Consider the following 25454-nt stretch of genomic DNA (forward strand, 5'->3'; position numbering starts at 1 on the left):
CTTCTAGCTAAATCATCTACAACCTTTTTCAAATAGCTATTTAACCTCTCACATGCCCTATTATCGTTACAACATCTATTTCTATATGTACGCTAATAATATCTTCAATTATATCCATATACCCTTGTCCTATAGCTGCTCCATAGCTTAATGTAAGCCCCTTCTTTTCATACACTGACTTTGGCACTGAAAAAATAAATCTTCTCAAGTTTCTTTCATCAGCAGGCTCCATAATTAAAACAATTCCATCCTCTTCAAACATATACACTCGCCCTCCAACTTTACATTCACTATGGCTCAGTATTGCCTTTGTCAGCTAAATTTAAAACAAAAAAATAAGTTGCACATCGCTCTATAATTAAAATAAGAAGCATTAATTCTTTTTTTTAAGTTTAATGCTTCTTCAAAACTTTGATTTAATTGTCCATAATCCGTATTATACGAATTATTTCAATTCCCCTCAATTCTTCATTTCCGGACAATATAGAGTACATCAGTTTCAGATAAACCAAATTTCCTCGCACTTTTCATTCCTTGTTTTTCAGCTATGTTATACAATTCCACCTTAAATCCTACATTCATTAATCGTTGTATAAATCCTGATTGATTATAAATTCTTACATGTTCTTCATGACCAAAAGCTAATTTTCTCAATTTTGGCGTTAAAATTAATTCATTCTCTATAATAATATCTACATTCATTACGATTGGAGCTTGAATAATTCCCCATCCATTTGTTTTTAATACTCTATATAACTCTCTCATCGCTTTTTCATCATCTTGAACGTACTGTAATACATGACCACATAAAATCACATCAAATGTATCATTTTCATATGGAATTCTAGTAACATCAATTTCCTGCATTAATGGATCCTTTGGTTCAATATCTCCACACACATATATAATATTTTTATACTGAGCAAACCAACTTCTTAACTTCGCTTCTGGTGCAATATGAAGCATAGTATCATTTTCACTTAATAAATCCGTTTCCATTTCAATATATACACGATATAACCTTTCACGGTCCATCGAATCACATACCGGACAAATCCCCGTATCTTTATTCCACATCTCGAATTTGTATTTTGGAAAAGCGTAATGTTCTGGCCAAGGAGAAAATTTTTCAAATTGTTGATTGCAAAATTGACAATAGCAGACTTCTTTCTCAAATATACGATTAACTAGCTTATTTAGTTCCTTCTCTATCTTTTCATTATCAATTTGATTTAATTGACTATTTTTTACCACATCCTTAATTATTAAAACCGTATTTTCCAAACAATTAGTTAAACACTCTTTATAATCTTGCTCACAATTTAAAAACCCACTATTATATGCATCTATTATTAATTCAATCCATTCTTCAATTGTCTTTAATGTAAATTGCATTTGTTTTTGATTTTCCCCACTATGTTGTCTAAAATAACTAAGGGGTTCCTCTATATAAACTACTTTTCCTTTCTTCATCATATCTAGCCATGTTGCAATGTCATTAATAGCAGAGTAAGCCTTCCCCTTAAAACACCCAAAATCCCCTCCCAAAAATTTTCGATTAAATAGAACTGTTGTAGGCTCACCAACTACATTTTTTAAGTTTTTTAACATATAATCCCCTAATTCTTTCCCTTCAAAAAGTGTAGTTTCTTTGGCAATTTTCATATTCAATGTTGATGGTGATAATACTTTTCCATTCTCATCAATTAATTCACGATATGACGTCACAAACGAAATGTTTTCTAGACTAAAAAAACAGTTCATCATTCTTTTAATCTTTTCAGGATGAAATAAGTCATCATCTAATAAAAAGTTTATATAATCTCCATTTGCAAGTTCTATACACTTATTAAAGTTCTCTGCTTCTAATCGAGGTTTATTTTTAACATATGTAATACATTCATATTCACTTAAATATGGTTGGATCATCGCTTGAATTTCACCGTTTATACTATCGTCAGAAATTATTATTTCGATATTTTCATATGTTTGATTCAAAGCACTTTTGAGAGCTAATTCCAAGTAATGGGGTTTATTATAGGCAGGAATGAGTATACTGACTTTCGGTAAATGAGAGTTGTTATTCCGATACTGTTTTTTCTTTTCTATATTTATTTCCTTTCGCTTAATTTTTCGGTAATAGTCTAATGTATATAATATTGATGATGGAACTAATTTTTTTGCATAGTCTAGGAAATTAGTTATCGCTTTATATAACTCTTTTTCAGTAGATAAAAAACCATACTTTTCTCCAACTATAATACTATGTGAAAAATCCTCTACTCCATCCATAAGTTTATTAGATTCATTCAACTGTTGACCTGAATGTAATCGGAAGTAACTAAGTGTCTCCGCTATGTATACTGCTTTTCCTTTACTTAATAAAGATAACCATGAGGCTATATCTACATTACATAGATACCTTCTCTTATCAAAAATCCCATACGGTTCTTGTAAATCATTTTTACGAAATAAAACTGTTGTCGGTTCTCCAATATAATTTTTTTGATCCACAATTACCCTATTTCCTAGTTCTGTTCCCTCTATAATCGTATCCTCTTCAAATAAACGGACAGTTGAATAAATATGTCGTAGTTCTTTCCCTTTATCATCAATTACTTGACGATGAGATGTTACAAGCTTGATTTCATTATCTAAATCATTGAAAAAATACTTCATCATTTTTTCAATTTTATTCATATGAAATATATCATCATCCATTAAAAAATTTATATACTCACCGTTCGCTTCATTAAATAACATTAGCGCATTTTCAAATTGTCCGAGAGTTGACCTGTTTTTTATATAAATAATATTTGAATGATCACATAAGTATTTTTGTAACACATTTTCCGTTTCGTCATTCGTGCTATCATCTCCAACAATAATTTCTATATTAGAATATGTTTGTTGTAATACACTACACAATGCTTTTTCAAAGTAGCCAGGACGATTATAAGTAGGAATTAATACACTTACCAACGGAATTCGATCTATCGCCTCTTCACTTTTTTCAAAACGATTCCCCATCTTTTCCCTCCACCTTTTCGCATATTATTTATATACGCGACATAATATCACATTACTTAAACCGTATGAAACCTTTATACTTTTATGCAAGCCCATAACAAAATATCCTACTTTTCACTCCAAAATATACATATTCAATAATTTAAGCATTTGATTAACTGTTTTTTATACATTTGATTTCTATCATAAAATAATGTAAGACAAATAAAACGAAACTTTAATCAGGGGGGCTTCTCCATCCCTTCTGATTATCCCCCTCACCAATCGGACTTTTACGTACAGTTAATCTCCCGCCTAACTTCCTCACATCAGCCGGATCTTGCCCTGCAAATAGCGAGATAAATCTATACCTTAAAAAGAATATATATTTCTTAACAAAAAAATAGCTGCACCATTAGGCTTAGCTATTTTACAATTATTACTTATTCAAACTATATTCCTTTATCTAACTCATACAGCTTACGATACTTCTCGTTTTCTTTCAGAAGTTGTTCATGACTGCCTTGCATCACAATTTGGCCACGATCAAGGAATATAACTTCATCTACATGTTCAATTCCTACAAGGTGGTGTGTAATCCAAATAACAGTCTTTTCTTCTGTTGCAGAAAACATTGTTTCTATTAAAGATAATTCTGTCTTTGGATCTAAGCCAATCGTAGGTTCATCAAGTACAATAATTGGAGCCTCTTGCATTAGCGTTCTAGCAAAAGCAACCCGTTGTCTTTCTCCACCAGAAAACCTTTTCCCCATTTCATGCATTTTTGTTTGCAATCCATCTGGAAGAGAAGCTATATGCGAAGCTAATTGTGCTTTCTCTAAAGCTATCCATATCTCTTCATCCGTAGCCTCTGGTTTACCGATTCGCACATTATTTCCAATTGTCGTATCGAATAAATGCGGCTTTTGATTCAATACAGAAATATATTTTGATAAAAGATTCGTATGAGCATGTTCACTATTCAATAAAACTTCACCATGTAACGGGCTTAGCGCACCTGCTAACAATTTTAACAAAGTAGATTTTCCTGTTCCACTTCTTCCTAAAATGGCGATTTTCTTTCCTGCCTTTATTTGCAGTGATACTTCTTTCAATACAAATTCATTACTATCTGGGTAACGATACGATACATTATTTAATTCAATGTCTATATGTTTTGATGCAACATAATCTTTATCCTCATGTAATTCCTTTTCATCCTGTAAAACATCATTAGCTTCTACTTTATTTAGACGATGAGCAGATTCTACATATGATGGAATTCGATCGATGGCATCTGAAAGAGGAATAAGCGCGTTTGTGACTGATAACGTCATTAAGACGAAAGCCGCAATAACGGTAGGTGCAATCTGTTCACTTGCCGCCTCATTTCCAGTCCATATGATCATTGAAATAACTACAATCCCCACTACTAATTGAATGATACTGTCCCGAATATGATTCCAGCGCTTCATTCTTTTTTCCGTTTTTAACAACTGAGCATTTTGCTCTACATACTTATCAATGAATTCATCTTTTCTACCACTTGCTTGCCAATCAGATAACCCAAAAACAGCGTCTGTTAGTTGTTGATACAAACGGCTTCTTCCTTGCTTTAAAGTAACATGATGCTGCTTCATTAAAAGTAATGATACAAACGGAAGAAGAAAAACGATAATAGCCAACATACATGCTGCAATAAGTGCAAATACTACGTCAAATGCACCGATAACAAGTACGAATATGCTATATACAACTAATGCTAATAGACTAGGAAATATTGTACGTAAATATAGGTTTTGCAAATGCTCTATATCTTCGGATAATATACCTAACATATCGCCCGTTTGAAATCGTGAGCGAAAAAATAACGCCTGCGGTTCTACTATTCTGTATAGTTTCGTTCTCATCTTTTCTAATATGCGTAGTACGACATCGTGTCCAACTAAACGCTCTAAATAATGAAATACCGCTTGTCCTATACTAAACGCACGTGTTGCAACGATAGGAACATATACAGCCATTACATTTTCTGGTCTAAGAGCAGATTTAGAGATTAAATAACCTGAAATGAAAAGTAACATTGCACCTGAACTAACTCCAAGAAGACCAAGGAAAATAGTTAAAGTCATTCTACCTTTATTTTGCTGTATATAAGGTTTAATCCAGTTACTCATCTCTATCCCCTCTCTTTCCTGTGAAAATGTAATGCCTCATTCTTTAAAAGTTCTTCATACGTTCCGCTTTCTATCATTTCCCCTTTATTTAAAATAAGAATATGATCCATCTGTTTCATCCAGTGAAGACGATGTGTTGCAAGAAATACTAGCTTACCTTCAAACAGACGTAACATCGCTTGCTTTATTTCAAATTCAGTTTCAATATCAAGATGTGCTGTAGGCTCGTCTAATAGAATGATTGGCTTTTTGCTTAAAAGTGCACGCGCCATAGCGACACGTTGTTCTTGCCCGCCACTAAGCATACGTCCACCTTCTCCAATTCTTTCATACATCCCATTCGGAAGCGATGTAACGAGTGAACGAAGACCAACTTCATTAATAACTCTTTCCACTTCTGCATCAGTTGTATTTGTTTCATAGAAACAAATGTTATCTTTTAATGAAAGCGGGAAAATATAAGGTTGCTGCGGAATATAAGCAATATTCTTTTGCCAATCTTCGCGGGTATCCCCGTCAATTTCCACACCATTTACTATCAGCTTTCCACCCGAAGGAGTTAAAAATCCTGCTAATACATCAATTAACGTCGATTTCCCTGCCCCACTTTCACCAATTACACCTATAGCGCCAATGCCTTCCCAAGTAAAATCAATTCCCTCTAATATAGCTTTCTCAGATTCATCATTCTTTACTTTTACATCTTGTAATTTCAAGTTACTAGCGGAATTCCATATTAGACCTACATTTGATTCTTTCTTTCCTATTTCTTTTTGTTGCTGTAAAATCTCTTCTATTTGCTCCATTGCAAGTTGTCCATCTAATGTAGCATGATAATTCGCTCCAACTTGTTTAATCGGCAGAAAATATTCCGGAGATAAAATTAAAATCGTAAGGGCTGGCAATAGTACAATTGTCCCATCTATTAAACGTATCCCTAATCCGACCGCCACAAATGCGATTGATAAACTCGTAAAGAAATCTAATGCAAAAGAAGAAAGAAAAGCAACTCGCAAAGTACGCATCGTTGCTTTTCTATATCTTTTACTTACTTTTTCAATCTTTCCTTCGTGCTGTTTACTTTTACCTAAATACTTTAATGTTTCTAATCCTTTTAACGTATCTACAAAATGATTAGAAAGTACACGATACGACTCATACTGACTATCCGCCATCTTTTGCGCTGCTAATCCTAGTAGGATCATAAATATAATCACGATAGGAATCGTTACAACTAAAATGATTCCAGACTCAATATCTAGCGTAAAAACATATAGTACAATTAGTCCCGGTACGATACTACTTCTAATCATTTTAGGAATTGTTAATTCTATATATGTTTTAAACTTCTCAATACCTTCTATCGATAAGGTAACCAGATGACCAGTTCCAGCAGTTTGAACATAACGTGGACCTAATGTGAAATACGCCTCTATTAATTGTTTTCTCAGTAGCGATCCTGTTTTTTCAGCGAAACGTTCCACTAATATTTGCGATATTCGCACTAGCATATGACGTACTGCAAACGTGATTCCAAAATAAACCGTTTCATTTAACACAGATTGCACAGTTTCTCCTTGAAATAAAAACGTAATAGCCCGTGCTAAAAACACTGTTTGCGCAATAATACTTACAGCTTCTAAAATGCTAATGATTGTTAACACTACATATAAAACTCGGCTACCAGGATACGACGGAAGTCCTCTTTTTCTTTTCATTAGTACTCCAAATCTTTATCTGACTTAACAGGTTGTCTAAACACATAGAAACTCCATATTTGACTTCCCAAAACAAATGGCAATATAGCAATTGAAAAATACGTCATCAGTTTTAGTGCATAATCTCCTGATGCTGCATTATAAATTGTTAAATCGTATATTGACCCTAACGAGCTAATTAAGACACGTGGGAACATGCCGGCAAACACACTCGCACTTAGTAAAATGATTGTTAAACTCGTCATAACGAAAGCCCAACCATCTCTTCTTCTTTTATTTAATAATGTTGACGCACATAATGCTACAAAAGCTCCAATCGGAACCATAATCCACTCTGTACCATGACCAGTGAAAATATCTGTTTTCCATAACCCTACACCGGCAAAAATAAGAAGTGCTATAATTGCAAGCGGTGCAATTTTCAACGCAGCAATACGTGCACGTTCTCTTAACTTACCAGTTGTACGTATAGTAAGGAATTGCAATCCGTGAACAATACATAGCAGAAGGAACATAACTCCTCCAAGTAATGCAAATGGATGAAGTAATGGTAAGAATCCACCTACAGCATTTTTCGTTTCATCAATTGGAATACCTACCATAAAGTTAGCAATGGCAACGCCCCAAAGAACAGGCGGTAGTAAACTTCCTAAAAACATACCCCAATCCCAAAAACCTTTCCATTTATGATTGTCTATTTTCGCACGGAATTTAAAGGAAACCCCTCTTATAATTAAAGCAAGAAGCATAAATACAAACGGAATGTAAAACCCGCTAAATAAAGTTGCATACCAGTGCGGGAATGCTGCGAACATAGCCCCACCAGCACAAACAAGCCATACTTCATTCGCGTGCCAAAATGGACCAATTGTATTTAAATATATTCTTTTCTCTAAATCGTTTTCCCCTAAAAACCTTGAAACTATACCTACACCGAAATCGAATCCTTCAAGTACAAAGAAGCCTACGAATAAAATTGCAATAATGATAAACCACAACTCATTAAGAGATAACATACTCTTCCTCCTTATCAAATGGATCATGGCTTTGAGAATCCTGTTTCGTTTTCTTATTCTCATGTCCTTTAATGACACGAACGAATAAGTAAACAGTAATTCCTCCTATAATTAAATATAGTGATGTGAATGAAACTAAAGAGAATAATACTTCTCCGAACGTAACATTTGGAGATACAGCATCTTCCGTTTTCATAACACCGAAAACTACCCAAGGCTGACGTCCCATTTCAGTCATAATCCATCCTACTGTATTACCGATAAACGGTAGTGCAATTGCATACACCATTAATTTTAAATACCAATTTTTTTCAGCTAATCGATCTTTTCTTGATAAGAACCATCCGTACGCTCCTAGAAGAAGCATAAATGTTCCACTCATTACCATCGCTCTAAAACTCCAGAACATAGTGTGTACTGGCGGAATATAATCTCCAGGCCCATATTTTTCTTCATATTGCTTTTGAATTTGATTCATCCCTTCTACTTGACCGCTAAATTTATCAAATGATAAAAGACTTAGCATATAAGGGATTTGAATTTCAAACGAGTTTTCTTGCTTCTCTGCATCAATTTTCGCAAATACTGTAAATGGAGCTGGATCCTCACTCGTATTCCATAACGCTTCAGCTGCTGCCATTTTCATTGGGTGTGTCTTAATTAATTGTTGTGCTTGCGCATGACCGAAGAATAATACTAGCGCAGTTGTAAGTGTTCCAACAATGATAGAAATGCGGAACGATTTTTTAAACACTTCAGTTTCTTGAGCTTTCGTTATTTTCCATGCACTCACACCTGCAATAAAGAATGCACCAGTTGCAATTGCTGCTGTAATTGTATGCGGGAATTGTACCCATAATTGTGGGTTTTGAATAATCGCTAAGAAATCATTCATTTGTGCACGTCCATCTGCTGCCATTTCATATCCTACTGGCGATTGCATAAATGCACTTGCAGTTAAAATCCAAAATGCTGATAACATTGTTCCAATTGAAAGGAGCCAAATACATAACAAGTGAATTCGCTTCGGTAATTTGTCCTCACCGAATACCCATAAACCTAGGAATGTAGACTCTATGAAAAATGCTAATAAGCCTTCAATTGCAAGTGATGGACCAAACACATCACCCACGAAACGTGAATATGTTGACCAGTTCATGCCAAACTGGAATTCTTGTAAAATACCAGTTACTACACCTACCGCAAAGTTAACTAGGAATATTTGTGTCCAAAACTTCGTCATCTTCTTATAAATTTCTTGTCCCTTTACCACGTATAACGTTTGCATTAACGCAATGATAAAAGCTAAACCAATAGACAGCGGAACAAAAAAGTAATGGAAAATCGTTGTTGAGGCGAATTGTATTCGTGCCAATTCGAGCGTTTCCATACTACAATCACTTCCTTCATAATTTTTTATATCGTAATTTCAATTGAGTTGTATGAATAAAACAACTCAAATCTTAGAAATATAGAAAGATAAATTTGTTTATGTACTTTTAGAAAATATAAATTTTCAGTTTTCAAGATAATTACAAAAGAACTTTCTCATAAAATTTACCTTTTCACTATTTCAGTAGTGTTTTATCCGTTAATCGAATTGTATAATATACCTGCATAGTAAATTCAGCTGATTTTTGACGTATTATTGACATCATTTTGTCTGAAATATGTCTTTTGTCATTTTTTTGAATTAGATTTTTCTCATTAATAAAATGTATTTTTTTAATATAAGACTTACTTCCATATCAATAAAACAATCATTTTTCTCTTCATACACTTGACTTTCGCGCGAAAAAATGTCCTCTAAATTAACGGAGAAATCAGTTAGTTTTTGTCAAGAGAAAAATATATTTCTAAAATTCAAACACGAAATAATGTTATTCAAAAATAGAAAATCCCCTCCCTCTTTCTAGTCTAAAAATTCATTTTTTTGCCATTTTTTCAAACTAAATTAATACATAAAAAAATACCGAGAATCGATTAGACTCTCGGTATTTTTCAAATTATTTTGCTGTATGTTTTCTAATAGCCGGTAAAATTTCAGTAGCAATTAATTCAATGTTTTTCTCAATTTTATTAAGTGGTACGCCACCAAAATCAATTTGTGCCATAAAACGTTGTTGCCCAAATAATTCATATTGGTAAAGCATTTTTTCAATAATTTGTTGCGGGCTACCAACCATTAATGCGTCACGGTAATCTACTGCATTTGTGAATTGTTGCTTCGGATACCCACCACCGCGCAGTGTAAGCATACCAGCATTAATATGAGGATAGTATTCACTAAATGCATCTTGTGAATTTTTTGCTGTATAAAATAAACTCGTTGTTGCAACTGGCAAACTTGCTGGATTAAATCCACTTTGCGCCGCAGCCTCTCGGTAGGCATCTACCGATCCTTTAAAGTTAATAGCTGGGCCACCTAGTGTTGTTATCATCATTGGTACACCCGCACGTCCCGCTTTAATCGCACTAGCTGGTGGGCCACCAACTGCACGCCAAATTGGTAAGTTATTATTTTTAGCTCTCGGAATAACCGATGCATGTGCAAGCGGCGCTCTGAACTGTCCGTTCCATGTTACATGTTCCTCTTTATTAATTTTTAATAAAAGATCCATTTTCTCTTCAAATAACTCTTCATAATCATTCACATCATAACCAAGTAAACTATATCCCCCAATACGAGATCCACGACCAGCTACGATTTCTGCACGTCCATTAGAAATTAAGTCAATTGTAGCAAAATCCTCATATACTCGTACCGGATCAGATGTACTTACTATCGTTGCTGAACTTGCAATTTTTATATTTTTCGTAGCTTGTGCAATAGCTCCTAAAATAACTGTATGAGCTTGCGTTGTAAAATGCGTTTGATGACTTTCACCGACAGCAAATACATCAAGTCCAGCTTCATCCGCTAACTTAGCTGTTTCAATTAATTCATGAATTCTTTGTTCTGCACTAATTTTCTCTCCGTTATGCGGATTTAAAACATGATCCCCAATTGAATATAATCCAAACTCTATTCCTTTACTTGTATCCATACGGTATTTTTCCATAGTTGTTCTCTCCTTTAATTCTGTCGTATTCATTTTCTTCAATCACCCATCACTTGATTAGTCAATTGATGGTGTAAAAAAAATTACTCATGTGGTAATTCTTTTTTTTCGCTATGCTTATGAACTTTCGTCATTAACTCGTATAATATTTTCTGCTCTTCTTCATTTAATACATCATCAAAAAACGAAGATTGAAATGCAAGCTGCTCTGGCAACGCTCTCTCTAAAGCTGCTTCCCCTTGCTCTGTAAGACTAATTGTTTTCGTTTTCCAGTCTTGTTTTCGCACAATATATCCTTCTTTTTCAAGACGAGTTAACATTCGAGAAATGCCACCTTGTGTAACAGTAACCTTCTCAGCTAACTCCATTTGTGTTAGTGGTTGATACGTACGTATTTGCAAAAGCACATCAAATTGAGCTGTCGTTAAATCAAAACGTTTTAAAAACTCATTTGACATCTGATTACTTTGGTTCGTAAATCGTATTAAACGTAACCATATTAATGATCCTATCGTATTATCACGCATGTTTGATCACTTCCTATCGTGAATCTTACTATCACTTTACCACTCAAGTGATAGTGATGCAAGAAATAATTTCATTTTTTATATAACTCAACTTACTTGTACTTAACTAAAGGCATCACTCGTGTAGTATTAGGTCTACTTACCATTCTCTACATCTCCATAAAAAAAGGATTAAGCTCAAACGCCAATCCTTATCATGCATTTATTTTTTGTTTTTAAAACAGTATGTTTGAAATTCACACCATCTAATCTATTATTTTCTTTTATCGTACCGTAAGCATACTGGCTTCATGTAAAACCTGTATAAGTTTGCATAAAAGGCCCTTGTTTACACCAATCGGGCTTTTACGGGATAAATCATTTAAGTTCTACTTTTACTTCCTCTTTAGACATAACATCAGGTCTATAAATTAATTCAAGATTAGAATCACCTTTTTTCGCTTCAAATGTTATGGCTCCTGTTAACTTACCGTTTGGATCTACATCTTTAATTTTAAAAATATTTTTATTACTAGTTGAAAATGTATGGTCCACAATACTTCCGTCGCCTCTTTCAAGGTAAAAATCTAATGGGTTAATTCTAACTTTTTGATTACCAATATTCTCTACTGTAACATGAACAATAATAAACTCATTACCTTTTTCCAGCTTATCATATTCTGCCACTTGTGCTATTTGTACTTTATGGACTGTTAATTTTTGATTTCTAATTTGAGTAGTTTTTTCAACACTATATTCTCTTGTATCTTCATTCTTCGTATTTTCTTTTTTGGCACTACTTTGCTCTTCCTTAGTATTATTTGATACAGTTTTAGCTACTTCTTTCTTCTCATCACATGCCGATAAACTGAAAGCTAAAGTCCCTCCTAAAGTGACTGTCGCGATTTTTTTAAACATAAATTCCCTTCCCCCAATGTGAAAATGATAAAAATCCCCAAAAACTATATATTATACTAACAGATAAATGAACAGTATATTGTCGCTATGTGTCGAATGTAGTAAGGCTATATATAAGTATGAAGTCTTACTTTGCTTCATCTCTCAACTGTTCGACATATGATAAAATCTTAACAATAAGATATCTACCTTACTTACGAACTCTTTCTTCCCATAACTATGAGTATCATAAAGTTTTAAATAAGAAAAAATTCAAATAAAATGATAAAATTAAACAAAGCACTAGTATAAAGGTGGGCAGAACATGCATATTTCTAAACAATTTATAAAACCATTTCCTGAATATGAAGACATATTTTATGATGATTTGGAACAACATAAAAAGCACTTTTTACCCATTTGTTCTATAAACTTACAATGTATTGAACCGGAATTGGACGAATGGTTACATATTGTGTCAGCAAAAGAAATCCATGATGGTTGCGTGGGTGATTTCACCAAACCATTTCACACAAATTTTACGAAAGCAGATACATTAGGATTCGATGTCATTAATGGAAAATATAAATTTGAAGCGGATTGGAATTATTTCGAAATCGAACAAAATAATTCTGACATAATAGAACAAGCCTACGAGAGTAATGAAAGAAATTATCAAATCCGTAAAGAGTATTTTCAACGTAATCAAAAAATTTATCCTTATTCTAGCTTTGGAAAAGAAATAACATCTGTAGAAGTATTAGAACAAGAGTTTGCTGAAAAACAAACAAATGGCTGGGGATTAAATTATCCCGTGGTAAATGGTATCCTAGATGATGTTCGTTTTATGACAGAAGAAGGTGAAGAATTATTAGAAGACTGCGATAACGAAGACGAAATTTTTGACTTTACGAATCTTCTATATGTACCAAAAGATAAATATGGACATCCATTTACATATGTTGGATTTGTTACAGGATATTATTTTCAAGCTTATGGTGCCGATCGTATTTACTTATTCTTTAATAAAGAATTAAGAAAAGCAGTAATTTGTTTTGAATATACATAAGATAATTAAGAAAAGTCCATTTTGAACATTATTACTTGACTCAAAATGGACTTTTTATAAATAATTTATTTATATTTCAATTCCTCATCTACTGTGAAATGTGTAAAACCTCATATATTGTAATATCCTCCATCTCTTCAATTTCAGGCTTTACTTCATAAAATTCAAACTGACTATATCCCCACTTATCTGGGTTATACACTATTACATTCCCTTTACAATTTTCTGTATTCTGGACATTCTTATTAAAAATGCTAAATTGAGTCCCCCTCAATGAATTACTTTGAGAAATACTCCCTACATATTCAACAACATACTTACATTTCTTAAAATCATCCTTTACATTAACAACTAATGGAACACCTATATTTATTTGTTGCCATCCAAAAGATTGTAAAATATTATCGTAATACCCTTCAAAGATAAATTTGTTCATTCCTTCATGGCCATTCCAAATATATAAAGGTGCATAACAGTTATAGAAATTCCCATGCTTACCTGCCTCAGTCATTAAATATGCTTTAAAATTCAATTCTTGAAAACCATCCATTTTATACCCATTATCCTTTACCCTTTTCTTAATAATCTCCATATCATAATCTTTTGGCAAAATGACCTTATATTGCATTCCAATCATGTTTATCACTCACTTTCCATCTTATATACACAATGATAAGGCAATGATTGACTAACGTAAAATAGGTATAAATTATGCTTGGTATCATTTATAATGATATCGTATAAGGGGCTGTGATAAATGGAAATAAATGATCTTATTATATTCAAAACTGTAGCTAGCGAAGGTTCTATTAGTAAAGCTGCTAAAGAGTTAGGATATGTTCAGCCAAACGTAACTGAGCGAATCAAAAAATTAGAACAAGAATTAGAAACTCCTTTACTACATAGAGATAACAAAGGCGTTTCCTTGTTACCTTCTGGTGACATTTTATTAGACTACACGAATCTAATATTAACTCTAGTAGAAGAAGCAAAAGATAAAATTAAAACGAATGGTTCTTCTTATATAATTGCGACGTCACAATCTATTTTGACTAATTATGTAAGTAAGCGCATTAAAGAAAATTTCAGGAATTATCAAATATATGTAGAAAATAGTAGTCATTTGCAAAAATTACTGCAGCAACAAAAAGTTGATATGGTCATTACTTATGAGGATTACCCGGACACAGCGTTTAAAAAAGTATTTTTCACTTCAATTTCTGTAGGCTTATTAAAAGCGAAAGAAAAGTGTACCATTGACTTTTCAAAGGAACTCTTCTTCGTTAGCAATGACAAAAAGTGCCCTTTTAGAAATAGGACGATACAATTTCTAAAAGAAAATAATCTATCTCAGCATCAACTTCAACAATTAGATTCTTATTCACTCATTGAAGATTTTATAAACGATGGCAACGGAATAGCCTTTTTACCGATTAGAAATGATAAATTGGTACCAATTGAAAATGTTCCAATTGAGAAATTAACCGTTCATTTTTTTACAAATCAAAACTCTTTAAAACAAATCCCTGATGAACTATTTGATTAATATAATAGCTATAAACTAATTACATACACCAATAAAAATCCCTCCTTTACGAATCTAAAAGAGGGATTTTTATATTCTATACAATTGATTTTTCACACATTTTGCTCTACTTCTGCACTTTTCTCCTTCTTACTCTGTTTCACATTCTTCAGTCTCTTAATCGTGCCAACTAATCCTTTCGGAAAAACTAACAAGACGATAATGTACAATAAACCAAGAATAATTGTCCATCTTTCAAAAATCGGATACGCTGTGGCTAGTTCTGATAAATAATATTTCAGTGATTCAATAATTCCAGCTCCAGCAATCGCTCCAATTAACGTTCCAACTCCGCCAATCATCGTCATCAATAATGCATTTAATGTCATTTCAATTGAAAATACAGTCGTATTAACAAAGCGTAGTGTGATAACAAATAAACCACCGCTAATTGTAGCAACTACTCCTGCAACAATACTAGCAATAATTTTATAATGAAGAACTTTATATCCTAGTGCTTCCACACGTTGCTCATTTTGTGAAATTGCTTTTAATACTTTTCCAATAGAAGATTTTGTGAAAAGACGTAACAGAATAAAAATGACAATTAAACATATAAGTGTTACATAATAAAAGGTAAGACGATCACGGAATAAGTCTGGTACACCAAATGTAAAACCATCCCCTCCGTGAGTGAGACCGCGCCACTTTTCAGCAAGTACGAAAAACAACTGTGAAATAGCAAGTGTTAACATTGCATAAAAATGACTTTTCAGTCGTAAAGAAAGCAAACCGATTATATAACTAACAATTACTGAAATGATAATTGCAGCTACTATCCCTATTAAAAAGTTCGTTATAGATACTCCTTGCCGATCAAATAAAAGCGCTACGCCATATGCTCCTATTCCAAAGAACATACAGTGACCGAACGATACAATTCCGGTATATCCAAGCAATACATCAAAACTCATTGCAAAAATAGCAAAGATGAAGATTTGAGTGAACAAAATTAACAAGCTCCGTGAATCATTTACGAATGGAAATACACTTAAACAAATGAGCATACATACTCCGAAGTATACTTTAATTCGATTTGATGTGCTGTTCACCATTTCACCCCTTTTCACTAACAAGTCCATTTGGCTTCACTATTAAGAAAAATAGTAACATTAACATATTGATTGCAAGTGATAAATCCGGTATAAAATACGCTGTAAAAGCACCCGCTAATCCGACAATTAAAGATGCGATTGCTGAACCTTGTACGCTTCCTAATCCTCCAATGATTACTACTATGAAAGCTAAAATCGCATACTGCATACCCATCTCGGCGAAAATAACGCCTGAATACGGTGCTAATAAGAATCCTCCTAACGCTGCCATTCCTGCTCCTAATAAAAAGACGAAAGAAAATATTGCATTTACGTTAATACCGAGCGCTTGAACCATCTCTTTATCTATTACACCAGCGCGTATCATTAGACCTATCTTTGTTTTTTTGAGCAATAATAGTAAGGCAATGTAAATGATGATCCCAATTAAAATAACGAATAGACGATATTTAATTAATATAACGCCTTCAAATGTATAACTACCTTGTAACCATAACGGTAATTTAGCACCAATTGGATTTGGCCCCCAAAATACTTTAATACATTCACTAAGTACAAGCATTCCTCCAAGCGTCACAAGAAGCTGGCGAACATGATTTCCATATACCGGTCTAATAAGAAATCTTTCTAAAATGAATCCAAGAAACATCCCCATAGCAATTGCGCCAATTAACGCTAATACATAACTACCTGTCATATTAAATAACCAAACACCTGTAAACGCTCCCCAGGCAAATAAACCACCATGTGCGAAGTTTAGAACGCTCATTAAACCGAAAATAAGTGAAAGTCCTGATGCTAATAAAAAAATGAGCATCCCTGTTGAAATCCCATTTACAAATAAATTGATTAACACATCCATCCTTCTCACCTCAGATTCATGTTAAGAGATTCCTAAATATTTGTGACACATTTCCTTATCCTCTTTTAATTCATGCATAAAACCGTTATGAACAATTTTTCCGTTATCCATAATATAAAAGTAATCACCAATTTGACTAGCCATCATAAAGTTTTGTTCAACGAGTAAAACTGTTGTTTTCTCCTTCATTTTTAAAATAGCTATCATTAATTTTTCTATCATAATAGGGGACAAGCCTTTACTCGGCTCATCAATAAGTAATAAACCATCACTATTAATAAATGCTCTTGAAATTGCTAGCATTTGTTTTTGTCCTCCGCTTAAGAGTCCACTTTTTTTGTGCCAAAACTGCTTTAAATCTGGAAATAGTTCAAACATCCACTCAATTTTCTCTTCCGCTTCTTCTCCCTTACCCCTAGCAAGAGCGAATGTTTCTTCTACTGTCAAATCGTGAAAAATACCTTGATTTTCTGGTACATACCCTATTCCTTTCCTTGAAATTAAATGTGTAGATAATCCATTTACTTGTGAACTATCATAATAAATTTCACCATGTGCGATATGGTGAAATCCCATAACCGAACGTAATGTCGTCGTCTTCCCTGCCCCATTTCTTCCAAACAGTACAGTAATCGTTCCTTTCTCAACAGCAAGAGATACCCCTTGTAAAATATGAAACTGATCTAAATACGTCTCTATATTATTCACTTGTAATAGTGCCACTATATAATCCCCCTAAATAAGCACTTTGTACACGCTCATCTTTCATAATCTCTTCAGGCAAACCTTCAGCCAATAGCTCTCCATGGAATAAAACGATAAGATGGTCTGACAAACCTAGTACCATATCCATTTTGTGTTCAATTAGTACAATTGTACTCTCTGGATGTTTCTTAATATTTTCAATCACTTGTAAAATAGCCGGTACTTCCTCAACTGATATACCTGCCGTCGGCTCATCAAGTAGTAATACATCCGTTTTTAAAGCTAGTAACATCGCAAGCTCTAACTTTCGTTTTTCCCCATGTGCTAAATCTTTCGCTAATACATGTTCTTTCTCGTGAAGTAAGACTGTTTTTAAGAAACGTCTCGCCTCTCCCACTTGTTGCTTAAATTTTGCCGAACTCGGAAAAAAACTATAGTAATCTTGAACAAATGATTGAACACTTAAACGAACATTTTCAAGTACCGTTAACTCTGGGAATATATTTGTAAGTTGAAAAGAACGACCAATTCCTAATCGAGTTCGATCCGAAATTGATAATTTTGTAATCTCTCGTCCTTTAAAATATACTTCCCCCTTTGTTGGAGAAATTTGTCCACTTAGTAAATTAAATAACGTTGTCTTTCCTGCACCATTAGGTCCAATAATGGAAATGAGCTTTCCTTTTTGTACTGTTACATTCACATCTTTAATAACATGATGCTCGCCAAAAGATACGCAAAGATTTTTCGTTTCTAGCAAATGTGTCACGAAATCCCTCCTTTTAAAGCTTTAAGTATGAAAGAAATACGTATAAAGAGGGTGCACGCCCTCTTTATACGTAAACAACAGAAAATTCAGTCTATTTATTTTGAACTGGTGGTTCTGTCTCTTTCATCGTTAATTCTCGCTCTAATACTGGCACCGGATAGTCAACACCATCTTGCTTTTTCAATGTGATAGAATACAGTGTCTGCATCGCTTGGTGATCCTTCTCCCTAAACTTCATCTTTCCTTTCGGTGTCTCAAATTCCATTCCTTCCATTTTCTTAATCAATGTATCTACATCTGTATCACCTTTTGTTTTCTTTAAAGCTTCTACAATTGAAATTGCCGCTGACATTCCACCTGCTGTAAATAAATCTGGCACCGCACCATTAAATCGTTTTTTATGCTCTTCCACTAACCAATCATTCACCTTATTTTTCGGGAGGGTATGATAATAAACAGAAAAACCTTGCATTCCTACTAACGCATCCATCGTTTTTAATGCCGGTATATCTGGTGCACCGGTAGAAATTTTAATACCTTGCGCTTCTACATTCATATCTTTCAACTGTTTCCAAGGTGAATTTGCCCCTGCCCAAACGATAAATAAATAATCTGGTTTTGAGCTAATGATATTTTGAATATTTGCAGTAAAGTCAGTCGAATTTGTATCAGCATATTGCTCGTTTACAATATTTGCACCTAACTTCTTCGCTCCAGCTTTAAATGCCGCAATTCCTTCACGACCGTAAGCATTATCTTGTGCTAACGTTGCTATTTTCACATCTTTTTTAGCAATTGCTGCAGCACCAGCGACTGCATCTTGAGATGAATTTCTACCTGTTCTAAAAATATATTTATTCCAGTTCTTCCCGGTAATACTATCAGCTACTGCTGGTTCTACAACCATTATTTTTTCATATTCTTCAGCTAGTGGTAAAACCGCTAATGTATCACTTGAACTAGACGATCCAACTAAAAAATCAACTTTCTCTTCTTCTAATAACTTCGTAGCTTTCTTCACTGCTACATCAGCTTTCGTTTCCGTATCTTCTACAACAAACTTAATCTTCTTCCCTTCCACTTTCCCAGTTCCACCCGTTGCATAGTCTAACCCTAATTCAAATCCGTTCATTGTTTGTTTTCCATACGATTCTAATGGACCTGTTAATGATGCAAGAACCCCTACCTTAATCGTCTTCTCATCCTCTGTACTTGTTTTCTTTCCTGAACAAGCTGCCGTTATTAATAACGAACCTAAAACACAACCAGTAGCCATCATTCTTAGCCATTTACGTTTTTTCATCGACATTGTGATCCTCCCCACACTTTTCTTTCTGATAGAATCAAACACGCCAAAGTTACCCATCCGTAATTATGACTTTTTCTTTGAATAATATAAACGAGATTGTTAGTATACATGTATCTTCTCCGATTTCCATGAAACACCTTTACAATTTGATACAAATATTTTATTCCTACCTATACCGCATTCCGAAACTATTAAACTTCTATCCTTTCTAACAAGCATTTTGAGCCTCTAATACTAATTAGCTTTCTTAAAAAATTGAATTCTTTGGAGTAAACCATCTGTAATAATGATATTTCCTTGGCTATCCACATCTATTCCTTGTGGTGAGAAAAACTGCCCTGTTATACCACTAAAACTTCCAAAAGACTCTAAAAAATCCCCATTTTCATTATAAATATTCACGCGATTATTAGAAGTATCTGTGACATACACCGTATTATTTATATCGATTTCAATTCCTATTGGCAAAAAAAGATCTCCTGGACCCTCTCTCCAATTTTCTAGTGAATCTAAGTTTCCAGCTCCATGATTTGTACCCCATTTTGTAAGAAAATTACCCTCATTATCAAATTTTTGAACCCTATTATTAATACGATCCACAACATAAACATTATCTTTTGAATCAATTGCTAATTGCATAGGTTGAAAAAACTCTCCCTCTCCACTTCCTTTTCTCCCCCATTCTTTCATATATACAAAGAATGGATTAAATTTTTGAATACGATGATTTTCTGAATCAGCTATAAATATGTTTCCTTTACTATCAATAGCTATTCCAGATGGAAATTGAAAAAAACCTGGTAATACTCCAAATGAACCATATGAAGCAAGCGCTATTCCTGAATTGGTGAATTTTTGGATACGATGATTTACAGAATCAGATACATACACGTTATTGTAACGATCCGTTGCAATTTGTCTTGGAACATAAAACTGTCCCGGAAGACTTCCGTATCCTAGTGGTCCACCAGCACCAAATAAACTTCCCCACTTCCCAACAACCTTCCCAGATATATCATATTTCAAAATTCGATGATTAAAGGAATCAGATACAAAAACATTTCCATTTGTGTCTCTTTCGACATCATAAGGTCCTGCATATTGTGTATTTCCATTCCTTTCATTACCTATGGTTTTCTTCATTACCGCTGTTAGGCCTACCTCATTATATAAAAGTACACGATTATTTCCCGTATCCGTTATATAGATATTCCCTTTACCATCGGGAAGAACTTGATTAGGATAAACAAACTGAAAAAAGTTACCTACTGTATATAAAAATTGATCTTTATTTGTAAATTTCATTATCCGATTGTTATATGTATCTGCTACATATAGCGATCCAGATGTTGAGTCAAAATTTATTCCTCTTGGATGGTAGAATTGATATGGGCCTAAACCTGCAATTCCTGTTCCGATTACTCGCTTAAACTCCCCTTTTTTATCAAACACTTGAATACGATTGTTATATGTGTCTGCAATATAAACCTCATCTTGTTTATTTATCGCGATACCTTGTGGTAAAGCCATTTCTCCATTCGCCTTTCCATAACTCCCTATTGTTTGAATATACTGCCCATTCGGGCTATATTTCTGAATACGATGATTGTATTCATCCGTAATATAGTAATTGTTATCGCTATCTACTGCAATTTCCCTAGGAAACGAGAACTGCTCACTTCCTTTACCTTTTGTGCCCCAACTTTTAATAAATTGAAACTCCTCATTAAATTTTTGAATACGATAATTCGCTGTATCCGCAACTAAAATATTACCTTCTTTATCAACAGCAATACCAAATGGCATATTAAACTGCCCCGGACCTTCACCTAAAGTTCCTATCGTATCAACAACTTCTCCATTCTTATCTATTTTCAAAACCCTATTATTCCCCATATCAACAACATACAAAAATCCTTTTGCATCCCTTGCCATCGCCACCGGTGTCCTTAATAACTTAGAAGGATCTAGCTCACTCCCCCATGATTTCACATATTTTACAGCAGAGGCATTTCCTACAGAAGCAAACATCCATAGACTCACAATAACAATGAAAAAACAACATATAATTTTTTTAATAAAATCCATCTTTACTACCATCTAATCACAGTCGCTGCCCACGTATACCCAGTCCCTGCACTAACTACTACTGCAATATCTCCAGGCTGTAATTTTCCCTGTTCATTTGCAAAGTGAAGACCAATGCAAGGATCAAGCGCTGACATATGTCCATAATGATCTAAATATACAACTTGTTCTTCTTCTAGCCCTAGTCCCTGTATCAATTCTATTAACATAGAACGTTTTGTATGCAGTGGTAACAATACTTTAATATCTTTAGGAGTAAATCCACTTTTTCTTAACGCCTCCCTAATAACCTTATCAAAATTAGAGATTGAAACCCGGTCTAGACGTTCTTTCATACTATTAGGATCTATTACATCAATATAATGTTGTCGATTCTCGACTGTATCATAGCTTGCAACCTGCTTCGATCCACCAGCTGGAATACGAACATCGTCATGAAATGAACCATCCGTTATAATCGCACTGCCTAATATTTCACCGTTTCTAGCGTCCTTTTTCACTAAAGCTGCACTTCCACCATCAGCGAAATTAAACATAAAACGTGAGCGTGGATTATCATAATCTACAATTTGAGATTCTTTACATCCACCTACTAATAATATATTTTCAATTGAGTTATCGGAGTAAAGCATATCTTTTGCGACTTTGAGAGCAATAGGAAAGCAAGAACTAACATTCATAATTTCAAAAGCATAAGCATTTTTTAATCCAAGTTCATGCTGAATTTTTGGGGCACTTGACCATACGTGGTAATCTTTATGTGGACTGCCAAAATAAATGACTACATCAATAGATTGAGGATCTACTTGTAATAATATTGGCTTTGCAGCAGCAATAGCTAAATCTGATGCATGCATCGTTTCATCTGCGACATGTTTTTCATATAATCCAAACTTTTCTATAATAATATTCTCAGGGATACCTGTTTTTTGAGATAGGTCTGCCGCCGTCTCTACATCTTTTGGGAAGAAAACACCAGTCGCTTCAATCCCAATATTCATTAGACTACTCCTCCTTCTTTTGGTACCATCATAGTTGCTACACCAGTTAATACTAAATCTCCTTTTTGGTTATGACACTCCGTTAACAATTTCAAAACTCTCTTTTCTATCATAAATTCTTGTACTGTTGCCGTAGCTGTAACCGTATCTCCTATAAAGACTGGTGCTGTAAATTTAATAGTTTGTTCCATATAAACAGATCCTTTTCCAGGTAAATGAATCCCAAGCAATTGTGATAATAGACTAGAAGTTAGTAAACCATGTGCTATTCTTTGATTAAATCTAGTTTGTTTCGCATACTCATGATCAATATGAATTGGATTAAAATCCCCGCTCAAACCTGCAAATAATACAAAATCCGTTTCTGTTATTGTTTTACTACATGATGCCTGTTGACCTGTGCTATACATCATCATCTCTTCACCAACTTTTCAATTGATTTGCTAACTGTGCTTTTTGAATTTTACCAGTTGCATTTTTAGGCAATTCCTCTAGAAACACAATTTCTTTTGGAAGTTTATATTTTGCTAGAAATAAACGACAATGTTCAATGACTTCTTTTTCAGTTAATTCACTGCTACTCTTTTTCACAATAAAGGCGATTGGAATCTCCCCCCACTTTACATGTTGCCTACCAACGACCGCTACCTCATATACCTCCGAAATCTTATTAATGACCTGCTCTACTTCAAGTGGATAAATATTTTCACCACCGGAAATTATCATATCTTTTTTTCTACCGATAATGTATACAAAACCATCTTCATCAACTTTAGCTAAATCTCCCGTATATAACCAACCATCTTGAATCGTTTCTTCTGTTGCATCTGGCCGATTCCAATACTCTTTCATTACATTCGGCCCTCTTATAAGTAATTCTCCAACTTCACCAACCTCAACTTTATTTTTGTTTTCATCAATAAGTACATACTCACAAAACAGAACTGGTTTCCCAATTGATCCTACTTTATGTCTTGCATCTTCTTCTGAAAGCATAAATACGGTTGGTGATGTTTCAGTCATACCAAAGCCTTGCCCAAATAAAAATCCTCTATCTATAAATTCTCTCATCAACTCTTCTGGACATGGAGCACCACCGTTATAAAACCAGCGAACGGATTGTAAATTTGTAGTTTCAAACTTTGCACAATTAATTAATGCTTGATGAATTGTAGGTACCCCCATCACTACAGTTACTTTATGTTTTTCTATCATGGAAAGAGCTGTGGTTGGTTCGAATTTCCTTGGAATAATGATTACGCCACCTGCAAATAAAGTTGGAAATGCGAATAAACCAATTCCACCAATATGAAATAAAGGTAATAATACAATAGAGCGGTCGTGCATAGTTAAGTCAATCGCAAATGTATTGTTTAGCGCATTCCAAAACATATTTTTTTGTGTAAGTACGGCTCCTTTCGGTTTTCCTGTTGTACCTGATGTATAACATATAATAAAGGATGCGCTTTCATTTATCTCTTCAAAGTTGTCACTTTTTCTATCTTCTATTTCTTTTAAACTTTTAATCGAAATAACTCTTTGTACGTACGATACCTTATGCATTGACAGTGCCATATTTTGAAATGTTTCCTCTACAAATAAAACTGTAGTTTCACTATCTTTTAACTGAAATATAAGTTCATTTTCTGTTAATCGTATATTCAATGGAACAGCAATACATTCTACCTTTGCTATAGCAAACAAAAGTACAATATATTCCAAGCTATTTTGTGATAAAATAGCTATCCTTTCTCCTTTTTGCACATTTAAATCGTAAATTAAATAGGCTGCTACGTTACTTACATACTCATGTAACTGTTTATATGTCATTTCCTCCTCTTCTGTAATAATGGCAATGCGATCTGGATGTAAATAGGACCGTTTTTCAATCCAATAAGCAATGCCTTGCATATTTTCCCCACTCCCTTATCTCTTTCTCAATCCTTCAAATATTAATGACATCGCTGCTTCAAATACATCTTCCGGAACATCTTTCTCTTCCCAATAGCCCCATCGCATTCCTAGAAATTGCCCAATTGACATAAGACAATACGCAATTGTTTCTTTATCAAGTTGTTTAAACTCTCCCGCTTCCATACCAGCCGATAAACTTTTTAAAAATCCATTTGCGAGCTTTGCATAATACCATCTATATAAGTTATCATCAACAACTACTGCCTGTTGTACAATGTTATATAGATTAGGTCGATCTTTCACCCACCGAAAAAAAGCCTGAAAACCTCTTCTTTGTGCCTCTTCATAACTTGATATTCCCTTCATTTCTTCTTTAATAATTAAGCGTAACTCACGGTTCAATCTGCGAATCAATTCATCAAATATATCTTTTTTAGATGGAAAGTAATTATAGAAAGTTCCGTGCGCTACCTTTGCTTCTTGTGTAATATTCACAATAGAAGCCTCGTAATATCCTTTACTACCAAACACCTCTTCTGCAGCACACAATAATTTCTCTCTCGTTTCTAATCCTTTTGTTGTTAAGTTTTTTACATCCATTATTATTTTTTCTGACACCTGAATCACCTCTTAGATTTGATTATAAATATATTTCTGAATTTTACAATTATTTTTATTAGACAAAATCTGCAAGCGTTTTTCTACATATAAA

22 protein-coding genes are annotated in these 25454 nt (G+C 33.9%); 2 read left to right on the forward strand and 20 right to left on the reverse strand.

Annotated features, from left to right (window positions below; genetic code table 11):
• Positions 1-40: 40 nt before the first annotated feature.
• The 9 genes from AC3WTA_RS05845 to AC3WTA_RS05885 all read right to left on the reverse strand — a co-directional run bounded on the left by AC3WTA_RS05845 (position 41) and on the right by AC3WTA_RS05885 (position 12406).
• A complete protein-coding gene (locus AC3WTA_RS05845; RefSeq protein ID WP_000461289.1) occupies positions 41-262 on the reverse strand; it encodes a hypothetical protein in 222 nt (73 codons plus the stop codon).
• Between the two features lie 206 nt (positions 263-468).
• Positions 469-3030 carry a glycosyltransferase gene (locus AC3WTA_RS05850; protein WP_000528185.1) on the reverse strand — a complete coding sequence of 854 codons (2562 nt, stop codon included), beginning with the start codon at positions 3028-3030 and terminating at the stop codon, positions 469-471.
• Positions 3031-3461: 431 nt separating this feature from the next.
• A complete protein-coding gene (gene cydC / locus AC3WTA_RS05855; protein ID WP_000073468.1) occupies positions 3462-5186 on the reverse strand; it encodes a thiol reductant ABC exporter subunit CydC in 1725 nt (574 codons plus the stop codon).
• A 2-nt stretch (positions 5187-5188) separates the two neighbouring features.
• Positions 5189-6904 carry a thiol reductant ABC exporter subunit CydD gene (gene cydD / locus AC3WTA_RS05860; protein ID WP_000824081.1) on the reverse strand — a complete coding sequence of 572 codons (1716 nt, stop codon included), beginning with the start codon at positions 6902-6904 and terminating at the stop codon, positions 5189-5191.
• A complete protein-coding gene (cydB, locus tag AC3WTA_RS05865; protein WP_000950065.1) occupies positions 6904-7920 on the reverse strand; it encodes a cytochrome d ubiquinol oxidase subunit II in 1017 nt (338 codons plus the stop codon). Before cydB ends, cydD begins: the two co-directional genes overlap by 1 nt.
• Complete coding sequence (gene cydA, locus AC3WTA_RS05870) at positions 7907-9310, reverse strand: cytochrome ubiquinol oxidase subunit I (protein ID WP_000448887.1); 1404 nt, start codon at positions 9308-9310, stop codon at positions 7907-7909. Before cydA ends, cydB begins: the two co-directional genes overlap by 14 nt.
• 616 nt (positions 9311-9926) lie before the next feature.
• Entirely contained in the window at positions 9927-10982 is a 1056-nt protein-coding gene (locus AC3WTA_RS05875) for an LLM class flavin-dependent oxidoreductase (protein WP_000417567.1), read from the reverse strand.
• An 83-nt stretch (positions 10983-11065) separates the two neighbouring features.
• A complete protein-coding gene (locus AC3WTA_RS05880; RefSeq protein WP_001205521.1) occupies positions 11066-11509 on the reverse strand; it encodes a MarR family winged helix-turn-helix transcriptional regulator in 444 nt (147 codons plus the stop codon).
• Between the two features lie 357 nt (positions 11510-11866).
• Complete coding sequence (locus AC3WTA_RS05885; RefSeq protein ID WP_492332841.1) at positions 11867-12406, reverse strand: DUF4352 domain-containing protein; 540 nt, start codon at positions 12404-12406, stop codon at positions 11867-11869.
• A gap of 304 nt (positions 12407-12710) precedes the next feature.
• Here AC3WTA_RS05885 and AC3WTA_RS05890 point away from each other — a divergent pair, with 304 nt between their 5' ends.
• Complete coding sequence (locus AC3WTA_RS05890; RefSeq protein ID WP_000548209.1) at positions 12711-13454, forward strand: hypothetical protein; 744 nt, start codon at positions 12711-12713, stop codon at positions 13452-13454.
• 88 nt (positions 13455-13542) lie between these two features.
• Here AC3WTA_RS05890 and AC3WTA_RS05895 read toward each other — a convergent pair whose 3' ends face one another.
• A complete protein-coding gene (locus AC3WTA_RS05895) occupies positions 13543-14091 on the reverse strand; it encodes a DUF4865 family protein (RefSeq protein ID WP_000579888.1) in 549 nt (182 codons plus the stop codon).
• A 120-nt stretch (positions 14092-14211) separates the two neighbouring features.
• On the opposite strand from AC3WTA_RS05895, the gene AC3WTA_RS05900 reads away from it, so the two are divergent.
• The gene (locus AC3WTA_RS05900) at positions 14212-15000 is read left to right on the forward strand and encodes a LysR family transcriptional regulator (protein WP_000405001.1); all 789 of its coding nucleotides are present in this window, start codon (positions 14212-14214) and stop codon (positions 14998-15000) included.
• Positions 15001-15092: 92 nt separating this feature from the next.
• Here the strand turns inward: AC3WTA_RS05900 and AC3WTA_RS05905 are convergent, their stop codons facing one another.
• The 10 genes from AC3WTA_RS05905 to AC3WTA_RS05950 all read right to left on the reverse strand — a co-directional run bounded on the left by AC3WTA_RS05905 (position 15093) and on the right by AC3WTA_RS05950 (position 25360).
• Positions 15093-16046, reverse strand: a complete 954-nt coding sequence (locus tag AC3WTA_RS05905; RefSeq protein ID WP_002096695.1) for a branched-chain amino acid ABC transporter permease — start codon at positions 16044-16046, stop codon at positions 15093-15095.
• 49 nt (positions 16047-16095) lie between these two features.
• Positions 16096-16956, reverse strand: a complete 861-nt coding sequence (locus AC3WTA_RS05910) for a branched-chain amino acid ABC transporter permease (protein ID WP_000382798.1) — start codon at positions 16954-16956, stop codon at positions 16096-16098.
• A gap of 21 nt (positions 16957-16977) precedes the next feature.
• On the reverse strand, positions 16978-17679 hold the full coding sequence (locus AC3WTA_RS05915) for a branched-chain amino acid ABC transporter ATP-binding protein (protein ID WP_001196690.1): 702 nt from the start codon (positions 17677-17679) through the stop codon (positions 16978-16980).
• Positions 17657-18430, reverse strand: coding sequence for an ABC transporter ATP-binding protein (locus tag AC3WTA_RS05920; protein ID WP_000149307.1), 774 nt, complete (start codon positions 18428-18430; stop codon positions 17657-17659). The genes AC3WTA_RS05915 and AC3WTA_RS05920 overlap by 23 nt, the downstream gene beginning before the upstream one ends.
• A gap of 91 nt (positions 18431-18521) precedes the next feature.
• A complete protein-coding gene (locus tag AC3WTA_RS05925; RefSeq protein WP_000062016.1) occupies positions 18522-19739 on the reverse strand; it encodes a substrate-binding domain-containing protein in 1218 nt (405 codons plus the stop codon).
• A gap of 234 nt (positions 19740-19973) precedes the next feature.
• On the reverse strand, positions 19974-21770 hold the full coding sequence (locus AC3WTA_RS05930; RefSeq protein ID WP_492332844.1) for an NHL repeat-containing protein: 1797 nt from the start codon (positions 21768-21770) through the stop codon (positions 19974-19976).
• Positions 21771-21832: 62 nt separating this feature from the next.
• Positions 21833-22828 (reverse strand): 3-oxoacyl-ACP synthase, encoded by a 996-nt coding sequence (locus AC3WTA_RS05935; RefSeq protein WP_001020497.1) that lies wholly within the window; start codon positions 22826-22828, stop codon positions 21833-21835.
• Entirely contained in the window at positions 22828-23244 is a 417-nt protein-coding gene (locus AC3WTA_RS05940; protein WP_033657676.1) for a MaoC family dehydratase, read from the reverse strand. Before AC3WTA_RS05940 ends, AC3WTA_RS05935 begins: the two co-directional genes overlap by 1 nt.
• 4 nt (positions 23245-23248) lie before the next feature.
• Positions 23249-24739: an o-succinylbenzoate--CoA ligase gene (locus AC3WTA_RS05945; RefSeq protein WP_001161518.1), complete on the reverse strand. Its 1491-nt coding sequence runs from the start codon at positions 24737-24739 to the stop codon at positions 23249-23251.
• Between the two features lie 15 nt (positions 24740-24754).
• Positions 24755-25360, reverse strand: a complete 606-nt coding sequence (locus AC3WTA_RS05950) for a TetR/AcrR family transcriptional regulator (protein ID WP_001290799.1) — start codon at positions 25358-25360, stop codon at positions 24755-24757.
• Positions 25361-25454: the final 94 nt, after the last annotated feature.

It is taken from the genome of Bacillus sp. EB106-07-01-XG149 (assembly GCF_058791555.1).

Excerpts from the sequence above, each read along its gene's own strand:
- AC3WTA_RS05845 (WP_000461289.1), bottom strand. The coding sequence starts at position 262 with ATGTTTGAAGAGGATGGAATTGTTTTAATTATGGAGCCTGCTGATGAA.
- AC3WTA_RS05850 (WP_000528185.1), bottom strand. The coding sequence starts at position 3,030 with ATGGGGAATCGTTTTGAAAAAAGTGAAGAGGCGATAGATCGAATTCCG.
- cydC (WP_000073468.1), bottom strand. The coding sequence starts at position 5,186 with ATGAGTAACTGGATTAAACCTTATATACAGCAAAATAAAGGTAGAATG.
- cydD (WP_000824081.1), bottom strand. The coding sequence starts at position 6,904 with ATGAAAAGAAAAAGAGGACTTCCGTCGTATCCTGGTAGCCGAGTTTTA.
- cydB (WP_000950065.1), bottom strand. The coding sequence starts at position 7,920 with ATGTTATCTCTTAATGAGTTGTGGTTTATCATTATTGCAATTTTATTC.
- cydA (WP_000448887.1), bottom strand. The coding sequence starts at position 9,310 with ATGGAAACGCTCGAATTGGCACGAATACAATTCGCCTCAACAACGATT.
- AC3WTA_RS05875 (WP_000417567.1), bottom strand. The coding sequence starts at position 10,982 with ATGGAAAAATACCGTATGGATACAAGTAAAGGAATAGAGTTTGGATTA.
- AC3WTA_RS05880 (WP_001205521.1), bottom strand. The coding sequence starts at position 11,509 with ATGCGTGATAATACGATAGGATCATTAATATGGTTACGTTTAATACGA.
- AC3WTA_RS05885 (WP_492332841.1), bottom strand. The coding sequence starts at position 12,406 with ATGTTTAAAAAAATCGCGACAGTCACTTTAGGAGGGACTTTAGCTTTC.
- AC3WTA_RS05890 (WP_000548209.1), top strand. The coding sequence starts at position 12,711 with ATGCATATTTCTAAACAATTTATAAAACCATTTCCTGAATATGAAGAC.
- AC3WTA_RS05895 (WP_000579888.1), bottom strand. The coding sequence starts at position 14,091 with ATGATTGGAATGCAATATAAGGTCATTTTGCCAAAAGATTATGATATG.
- AC3WTA_RS05900 (WP_000405001.1), top strand. The coding sequence starts at position 14,212 with ATGGAAATAAATGATCTTATTATATTCAAAACTGTAGCTAGCGAAGGT.
- AC3WTA_RS05905 (WP_002096695.1), bottom strand. The coding sequence starts at position 16,046 with ATGCTCATTTGTTTAAGTGTATTTCCATTCGTAAATGATTCACGGAGC.
- AC3WTA_RS05910 (WP_000382798.1), bottom strand. The coding sequence starts at position 16,956 with ATGGATGTGTTAATCAATTTATTTGTAAATGGGATTTCAACAGGGATG.
- AC3WTA_RS05925 (WP_000062016.1), bottom strand. The coding sequence starts at position 19,739 with ATGTCGATGAAAAAACGTAAATGGCTAAGAATGATGGCTACTGGTTGT.
- AC3WTA_RS05930 (WP_492332844.1), bottom strand. The coding sequence starts at position 21,770 with ATGTTTGCTTCTGTAGGAAATGCCTCTGCTGTAAAATATGTGAAATCA.
- AC3WTA_RS05935 (WP_001020497.1), bottom strand. The coding sequence starts at position 22,828 with ATGAATATTGGGATTGAAGCGACTGGTGTTTTCTTCCCAAAAGATGTA.
- AC3WTA_RS05940 (WP_033657676.1), bottom strand. The coding sequence starts at position 23,244 with ATGATGATGTATAGCACAGGTCAACAGGCATCATGTAGTAAAACAATA.
- AC3WTA_RS05945 (WP_001161518.1), bottom strand. The coding sequence starts at position 24,739 with ATGCAAGGCATTGCTTATTGGATTGAAAAACGGTCCTATTTACATCCA.